Annotated in this window: 9 protein-coding genes; 3 read left to right on the forward strand and 6 right to left on the reverse strand. The window is 62.2% G+C overall.

Annotated elements, in window-relative coordinates; genetic code table 11:
- Positions 1-59: 59 nt before the first annotated feature.
- The 4 genes from OH705_RS11340 to OH705_RS11355 all read right to left on the reverse strand — a co-directional run bounded on the left by OH705_RS11340 (position 60) and on the right by OH705_RS11355 (position 2353).
- On the reverse strand, positions 60-302 hold the full coding sequence (locus tag OH705_RS11340) for a hypothetical protein (protein ID WP_094010436.1): 243 nt from the start codon (positions 300-302) through the stop codon (positions 60-62).
- Positions 303-432: 130 nt separating this feature from the next.
- Positions 433-1134, reverse strand: coding sequence for a YoaK family protein (locus OH705_RS11345; protein ID WP_038705833.1), 702 nt, complete (start codon positions 1132-1134; stop codon positions 433-435).
- A gap of 34 nt (positions 1135-1168) precedes the next feature.
- A complete protein-coding gene (locus OH705_RS11350; protein WP_094010435.1) occupies positions 1169-1642 on the reverse strand; it encodes a GNAT family N-acetyltransferase in 474 nt (157 codons plus the stop codon).
- Positions 1643-1738: 96 nt separating this feature from the next.
- Positions 1739-2353, reverse strand: coding sequence for a dihydrofolate reductase family protein (locus tag OH705_RS11355; protein ID WP_110604362.1), 615 nt, complete (start codon positions 2351-2353; stop codon positions 1739-1741).
- 118 nt (positions 2354-2471) lie between these two features.
- Here OH705_RS11355 and OH705_RS11360 point away from each other — a divergent pair, with 118 nt between their 5' ends.
- Entirely contained in the window at positions 2472-2846 is a 375-nt protein-coding gene (locus OH705_RS11360) for a GFA family protein (RefSeq protein ID WP_094010433.1), read from the forward strand.
- A 52-nt stretch (positions 2847-2898) separates the two neighbouring features.
- On the opposite strand, the gene nhaB is transcribed toward OH705_RS11360, so the two are convergent.
- Positions 2899-4401, reverse strand: a complete 1503-nt coding sequence (gene nhaB, locus OH705_RS11365; RefSeq protein ID WP_023630717.1) for a sodium/proton antiporter NhaB — start codon at positions 4399-4401, stop codon at positions 2899-2901.
- 151 nt (positions 4402-4552) lie between these two features.
- Here nhaB and OH705_RS11370 point away from each other — a divergent pair, with 151 nt between their 5' ends.
- Positions 4553-5365: a crotonase/enoyl-CoA hydratase family protein gene (locus tag OH705_RS11370; protein ID WP_023630716.1), complete on the forward strand. Its 813-nt coding sequence runs from the start codon at positions 4553-4555 to the stop codon at positions 5363-5365.
- 35 nt (positions 5366-5400) lie between these two features.
- Positions 5401-6231, forward strand: a complete 831-nt coding sequence (gene nudC / locus OH705_RS11375; protein WP_267302222.1) for an NAD(+) diphosphatase — start codon at positions 5401-5403, stop codon at positions 6229-6231.
- A gap of 106 nt (positions 6232-6337) precedes the next feature.
- Here the strand turns inward: nudC and OH705_RS11380 are convergent, their stop codons facing one another.
- Positions 6338-7081: an RHS repeat-associated core domain-containing protein gene (locus tag OH705_RS11380; protein WP_267302223.1), complete on the reverse strand. Its 744-nt coding sequence runs from the start codon at positions 7079-7081 to the stop codon at positions 6338-6340.
- Positions 7082-7376 lie beyond the last annotated feature (295 nt).

The following is a 7376-nucleotide window of genomic DNA, read 5'->3' on the forward strand; positions in this document are numbered from 1 at the left end:
CGTAGTAAAACCGGTGGCGGCCGAGGAGCACCTGCTCACGCTCCTGAACCACGTCGAGGTCAACCGCTGATCGCGGTCGTGGCCCTGGCGGCGTTGGTCATGGCTTGCTGGTGATCGGCGCGCACCACGGCAAGTTTGCGGCGTTCGTACTCTTCCTGGCTCAGGCCCTGGCGTTGCAATGCTTCGAGTTGCAGTTGACGGGCTTCCTCGGCGCTGTAGGGGCGTAGCTCAGGATGGCTGGCGCAACCGCTCAGCACAGCGATGGCCAGAGCGGCGAGGAGGAAGCGGGCGGTGGTGTTCATCGGGATGGTTCCGGGGGCTGTCGGATCGATGAACCCAGGTTATTGGCCACAGTGGCACGATGGAAATCGCTGTGCTCGATAGTGACTATCGACGGCTGCGCGCCTGCTGTTCAGCGCAAGCTCTAGGCCCTCAGCGCGGCATGTAGCCCAGTTGCCAGGCTCGCGGAATGAACAGCGTCACCAGCGCCAGCACGCATGCCAGGGCGCAACTGGCCGCCAGCGCCTGCAAGCCCAGCCGTTGCTGCAGCCAAGCCCCGAGCGCGGCACCTAGCAACATGCCGCTCCAGGGCACCAGCTGTACCCGCCAGCCGTGGCGCCGCTCACCCAGCAACCAACGCCCCAGGCCACGGCCGAAACGCGACAGCGCGCCAGTGACGTAGGTCAGGCCGATTGGCAGGCCGTTCACCTGTTCGACCACGGCATTGAGCATGCCCATGGCCAGGGTGGCCGCGATTAGTGCAGGGAACGTGGTGGCGGCAGGCCAGGCCGTGGCAAACGCCAGCAGGCTGGCGACGATCAGCAGCAAGGGCGCGGCGCGGCGGCGCAAGCGGCGGGCCAGCAATACGCCCAGGGTGTTGCCCAGCACGAAACTGAGAATCGCCAGGGCCAGGCGCAGCATCAGCGAAAAGTCCGCCTGGCTGATGGCCACCGCCAGGCGCGTGGTGTTGCCGCTCATGAACGACACGAAGTCGCCCAGCGCCAGCAGGCCGATGGCGTCAGTCATGCCGGCCAGCACCGACAATCCGGCCACCAGCCCTAGGCCGACCCGCCCGCGCAGGGCCTGCAAGCGGACCCGACGGGCACTGTGCTGGGAGGTGGCGGTGGGCAGCATGGGGCGAGTCTCCGGGGCGCAGGGGGCCCTGATCTTATACCCCGACCAGCACCTTGCGCATGGGGATGCAGGACAGTTCGAGGCCGAATGGGGATTGGTAGACCGACAGCGCATCGCCGGTGTAGCCGCAGCGGCGATAGAACGCCGCTGCGTTCAGGGTCGAGTCCAGGTTGACCGCCTCCAGACCTTCGGCCCTGGCGATGCCTTCGAGGTGTTCGACCATCGCCCGGGCGATGCCACGGCCCATGAACGCCGGCAGCACGAATAGGGCACCCAGTTCACCGCTGTCCAGGTCGAGCATGCCGGTGGCGACGATCGTGTCGCCCATGCAGGCGAGGTGGAAATGCTCGGCGACCAGGGCCGCGTAACCTTCGGTGAAAGGTACGTCGGCCCAGGCCTGGGCCAGGGCGGCATCGTAGGCTTCGGTGCACTGCCACAGGATCGCCTGGCGGCGGATGGCGTACGTGTCCAGCGCGTCGTGACGGCTGGCGCGGCGTATGTCGAGCATGGGTTCCCTCCCGGTTGAGCCTGGATGATAACAAGGCGCCGGGGCAAACGGACGCAGGCCTCGCCAGCGCCATCAACCGCCTGCTCGACTGACTGGTCAGAACGATCCCGTTTGCACCTCGCCGCTGCGCACGTAGTGGGCGAGCAATACACCCTTGGGCGTGCTGCTCGACTCCACCAATGTGAAGGCCGCAGCCTGGGCATCGTCACCGAACAGGCGCTTGCCACGCCCAAGAAGCAAGGGGTGGATCAGCAACCGCAGCTCATCTACCAGGCCCGCCGCTAGCAGTTGGCGTACCAGTTCGCCGCTGCCTTGGGTCAGCAGCGTCGGGCCGTCCTGTTGTTTGAGAGCGCGGACAGCTCCAGGCACGTCAGCGCCCAACGGGTAACTGTTTTGCCAGTCGATGGATTCGGGATGGTGCGTGGCGACATGCTTGGCCACGCCATTGAACAGGTCGGCCAAGGGCCGGTCCGGCGCCTCGGGCCCGACCTTTGGCCAGAACCCGGCGAAGATATCGTAGGTGCGTCTTCCCAGCAGCAGTTCGAACGGTTGGCTGAACAAGGTCTGCATGGCCTGGCCGAAGGCCTCGTCGGCCAGGGGCGGGATCCAGCCACCAAATGTGAAGCCGCCGCTGGTGTCTTCCTCCGGCCCGCCGGGGGCCTGCATGACGCCGTCGAGGGTGACGAAGGCGGCGACGATGAGCTTGCGCATGGGGTGAACCTCCTCTTGGGTGTGCTGGATAGTCGAACGGGGGTGGCATGAATCGACAGGAACCTTGAACGTTAGTGGAGGTTCAACCATTGCATGGGACCACCAGAGGAGGTGAGTGATGGACAAGGTTACCGGCGGCTGCCTGTGCGGCCAGTTACGTATCGAAGCCCAGGGGCGGCCGCGACGGGTCGGGCTGTGCCATTGCCTGGATTGCCGCAAGCATCACGGTGCGTTGTTCGGCGCTTCTGCGATGTTCGCCGAGCAGACCGTGAGTATCAGCGGGGAAGCCTCGAACTACGGCGACAGGTATTTCTGCCCGCATTGCGGCTCGTCGGTGTTCGCGCGCAGCGGTGATGAAGTGGAGGTGCACCTTGGGGCACTGGACGCGCCGGATCGCTTCACGCCGACCTATGAACTGTGGGTGATCAGGCGCGAAGCGTGGTTGCCGGCTTTTGCGGATCTCGAGCGGTTCGATCGGGACCGGGCGGGTTAGCCGTTCCCAGCCCCGGCCAGCGAGGAGCGGCGCAGCGCCGCTCCCACGTGTTTCACAGCCAGAAGGTCACCGCCCACCAGCCCAGGCCGCCCATGACCACGGTATAGGGCAGCGCCATCCACACCATGCGCCCGTACGACAGGCGAATCAGCGGCGCAATCGCCGAGGTCAGCAGGAACAGGAACGCCGCCTGGCCATTGGGCGTGGCCACGCTGGGCAGGTTGGTGCCGGTGTTGATCGCCACCGCCAGGGTCTCGAAGTGCTCGCGGCTCATCGCGCCATTGACGAACGCCTGCTTGACCTCGGTGATGTAGATGGTGGCGACGAACACGTTGTCGCTGATCGCCGACAGCAGCCCATTGGCCAGGTACAGCATGCCCGGCTGCTGCTCGCTGGGCAGCGCCAGCACCCAGGCGATCAGCGGGCTGAACAGTTGCTGCTGGTGGATCACCGCGACCACGGCGAAGAACACCACCAGCAGCGAGGTGAACGGCATGGCGTCCTGGAACGCACGGCCCAGGCGATGTTCGTCGGTGATGCCGGTGAAGGCGGTGATCAACACGATGACCAGCAGGCCGATCAGGCCCACTTCGGCAATGTGCAGCCCCAGGCAGACAATCAGGATCAGTGCGGCCAGACCCTGGACCACCAGTGCCACCCGTTGTGCCTGGGTGCGCGCGGCATCGTCCTCGGCGGCGTAGGTGGCCAGCACCTGGCGCACGCGCTCGGGCATCAGCGTGCCGTAGCCGAACAGCCGCAGTTTCTCCAGCAGTACGCAGGTCACCAGGCCCGCCGCCAGAACCGGCATCGACACCGGCGCGACCTTGCGGAAGAAGTCGGCGAAATGCCAACCCATTTCATGGCCGATCAGCAGGTTCTGCGGCTCGCCCACCAAGGTGCAGACGCCACCCAGCGCGGTACCCACCGCGCCATGCATCAGCAGGCTGCGCAGGAAGGCGCGGAACTGCTCGAGGTCTTCGCGGTGCAACTGCTCGACCTCATGGTCGCTGTCCAGCGCCGACTCTTCGCGCGGATTGGCGCCCGAGGCGACCCGGTGGTAGACGGCATAGAAGCCGACTGCGGCGCTGATGATCACCGCGGTCACGGTCAGGGCATCGAGGAACGCCGAGAGAAACGCCGACAACACGCAGAACAGCAGGCTTAGCACCGCCTTGGAGCGCACTCCGAGCAGGATCCGCGAAAACAGGAACAGCAGCAGCTCTTTCATGAAATGGATGCCGGCGACCATGAACATCAGCAGCAGGATCACCGGGAAGTTGTGCTGCAACTCCTCGTACAGGGCTTCGGGCGTGGTCAGGCGCAGCAGCAGCGCCTCGACCAGCAGCAGGCCGCCGGGCATCAGCGGGTAGCACTTGAGTGCCATCCCTAAGGTGAAGATGAACTGGATCACCAGCACCCAGCCGGTGACCACCGGGCCGAGGGTCGCCAGCAGCAAGGGATTGAGCAGCAGGAACAGGCAGATGACGGCCTTGTACCAACGCGGCGACTGGCCCAGGAAGCTGTGGGCGAGGGCACCGGTCAGGGAACGGGACATGAATTTGTATCCTTTTGATTCAGCAGTGGCGCACGGTGCCGGATCGTGCGTCAGGGTGCAAGTTGTCCAGTCCGGCTTTTGGCACATGCACCGCCTTGCGGGTGCGCTAAGATCCGCCGTTGTGAATCCTTTCCCCACAGGAGTGCCGTCCGTGACCGAATACACCGCGTTCAAGGTCGAACTGACCGACAACATCGCCCACGTGCAGATCAACCGCCCGGAAAAGATCAACGCGATGAACGCCGCCTTCTGGGAGGAGCTGGTCCAGATCTTCCAGTGGATCGACGACACCGACGCGGTGCGGGTGGTGGTACTCAGCGGCGCCGGCAAGCATTTTTCCTCGGGCATCGACCTGATGATGCTGGCCGCGTTGGCTCAACAGCTGGGCAAGGATGTCGGCCGCAACGCCCGGGTGATGCGCCGCACCATCTTGCGCCTGCAGGGTTCGTTTAACGCCGTGGACAACTGCCGCAAGCCGGTGCTGGCGGCGATCCAGGGCTACTGCATCGGTGGCGCCATCGACCTGGTCTCGGCCTGCGACATGCGCTACTGCGCCAGCGACGCGCAGTTCTCGATCAAGGAGATCGACATGGGTATGGCCGCCGATGTCGGCACCCTGCAACGTTTGCCGCGTATCATCGGTGACGGCATCATGCGCGAACTGGCCTACACCGGCCGAATGGTCGATGCCCAGGAAGCACTGCGCATCGGCCTGGTCAACCGCGTCTATGATGACCAGGCGGCGTTGCTCGACGGGGTCTTTGCCATTGCCCGCGAGATTGCCGCAAAATCACCGATCGCCGTGGCCGGCACCAAAGAGATGATCAGCTACATGCGCGACCATCGCATCGACGATGGCCTGGAGTACATCGCCACCTGGAACGCCGCCATGCTGCAGTCCGAAGACTTGCGCGTGGCGATGGCCGCCCACATGAGCAAACAGCAACCGACGTTCGCCGACTGACTGACAGTGGCGGGCGCCATTTAGGGACCCGAACCATGTCAGCACGCTGGACAACCGCAGTACTCGACCCGCAGACCACCGGGGGGCTGGCCGTCGCCCGCAGCCCGGACGGGTTCCTGATGGACGCCAACGGCGCGCTGTTCCCCCGTGACTGGCTCAAGCGCCAGGACCTGGACGTGTTGTGCGAGCATGGCATTGGTCACCTGGACGGCGAGCCGGTGTTCCTGCTGGAGCTGCGCAGTGCCAGCGAAGTGTCGGGTTGCGGCTGGCAGGGGCTGCGGCGGTTCATGCTTGAAGGCGACTTCGATACGTACAAGGTGCTCGGTTACGCCGCGCAGATCGGTACCTGGGCTCGCGAGCACCGGTTCTGCGGCAGCTGTGGTCAGCCGATGACGCAGATCCACTGGGAGCGGGCGATGTACTGCCAGCCGTGCGATTTGCGCAGCTATCCGCGGATTTCACCGAGCATGATCGTGTTGATTACTCGCGGCGACGAGGTGCTTTTGGCCCGTTCGCCACGCTTTGTCACCGGGGTCTACAGCACCCTGGCCGGGTTCGCCGAGCCGGGGGAGTCGGCCGAGGATTGCCTGGTGCGCGAGGTGCGTGAGGAGGTGGCGGTCGAGGTGAAGAACATCCAGTACGTCGGCAGCCAGTGCTGGCCGTTTCCGCATTCGATGATGCTCGGGTTTCATGCTGAGTATGCGGGAGGGGAGATTGTCATGCAGGCGGATGAGATCGAGGATGCGCAGTGGTTCAATGTGCATGAGTTGCCGCCTTTGCCGGCGGGGCGGTCGATTGCGCGGTATTTGATCGACCTGTATGTCGCTCGACGGCTAGGGCTGCCTGAGCCCGCTTTGTCCAAGTAGGTATTCGCTTCGGGCAGGGCTCAGGGGAAATGGATGTTCGATTTTTATTTTGTATGTGGGCCTCTTCGGGCTAAAGAATAGACGAAGTTTAATGCAGGAGTGTACCTTATTTCGGTTGAGTGTCGACAGTCTCCCTGACTTGGTAGGGGCGATCCAGGGAAAGTGTTTTTTGGCTTTGTGAAGCTGGAGGAGACACATTCTGCGCAGGAAAAATTCCGGTGTTCGCACTGTGTTGCTGAGCACTAACGGAATCTGCAATTTTTTGATTGATTTTATTCAGCGTTGTCGTCAGTCGGGTCGCTGAATCACTATTTGCTCTTAATTCTGTAGTCCTTAGTCTCTCCAGTGTCTCTTTTCGCTCAATAAGCAATGGGTCCTGTGAGATTGAAGTTTTTTGGGGGGCGACGAGCATCGATGTATCGTTTGTGTCCAGTTTACCACGCCATTGGCTGATCCATTTCTTGACGGGGTCTATATTCTTAAAGTGGTCAAAGAGCTTTATGTGTCCTGAAGGGTCGGTGCTATTGACTGGTTCGCCTGCGCAATAGCTATAAGCATTAATTCCACCCTGTGTAAATGGACTGAGGTTGTCCGGCGAGCGGAATCTCATCAGATAGGGGTCATAGTCGCGGTAGCCATTGCCGAGGGGATAGCACCCTGTCACTGGGGCCTTCCTTTGCCCGTTGAAGCCAAGCATGACGTCGAGGCCAAGGCCTCCCGGGCTGTACCCGTATATCGTATACACCAAGTGATAGGATGTCACGGGAGGCTGAGTTCCAATAACCGATCCATGGTTATCGGTAACTAGGAGGCATGCTTCGATCTTGGTCTTTTGCCTGTTGCTACGCATGGCCTTCTCCGGAGTAGCGAGTGAATAGCAGCACATTCACTCATTCTATGGAAACGGGCTACTAGCAAATTTACCAGGTACGGTTAATGGTCGGCTCAGAGAACTCGAGCTTGTCCGAGTCCGTGCTGCCGTTGCCGACGGGGCGGTCGATTGCTCGGTACCTGATTGATTTGTATGTGGCGCGGCAGTTGGGGATGCCTTAACCGGTTTTACCTGCCTGATTTTTGATTTTTGATTTTTGATTTTTGATTTTTGATTTTTGATTTTTGATTTTTGATTTTTGATTTTTGATTTT

It is taken from the genome of Pseudomonas sp. BJa3, assembly GCF_026343815.1.
Lineage (GTDB): Bacteria > Pseudomonadota > Gammaproteobacteria > Pseudomonadales > Pseudomonadaceae > Aquipseudomonas > Aquipseudomonas soli.

What these genes read in the sequence shown, in the direction of transcription:
- OH705_RS11360 (WP_094010433.1), top strand. Translation starts at nt 2,472, where the DNA reads ATGGACAAGGTTACCGGCGGCTGCCTGTGCGGCCAGTTACGTATCGAA.
- OH705_RS11350 (WP_094010435.1), bottom strand. Translation starts at nt 1,642, where the DNA reads ATGCTCGACATACGCCGCGCCAGCCGTCACGACGCGCTGGACACGTAC.
- OH705_RS11380 (WP_267302223.1), bottom strand. Translation starts at nt 7,081, where the DNA reads ATGCGTAGCAACAGGCAAAAGACCAAGATCGAAGCATGCCTCCTAGTT.
- nudC (WP_267302222.1), top strand. Translation starts at nt 5,401, where the DNA reads ATGTCAGCACGCTGGACAACCGCAGTACTCGACCCGCAGACCACCGGG.
- nhaB (WP_023630717.1), bottom strand. Translation starts at nt 4,401, where the DNA reads ATGTCCCGTTCCCTGACCGGTGCCCTCGCCCACAGCTTCCTGGGCCAG.
- OH705_RS11345 (WP_038705833.1), bottom strand. Translation starts at nt 1,134, where the DNA reads ATGCTGCCCACCGCCACCTCCCAGCACAGTGCCCGTCGGGTCCGCTTG.
- OH705_RS11340 (WP_094010436.1), bottom strand. Translation starts at nt 302, where the DNA reads ATGAACACCACCGCCCGCTTCCTCCTCGCCGCTCTGGCCATCGCTGTG.
- OH705_RS11355 (WP_110604362.1), bottom strand. Translation starts at nt 2,353, where the DNA reads ATGCGCAAGCTCATCGTCGCCGCCTTCGTCACCCTCGACGGCGTCATG.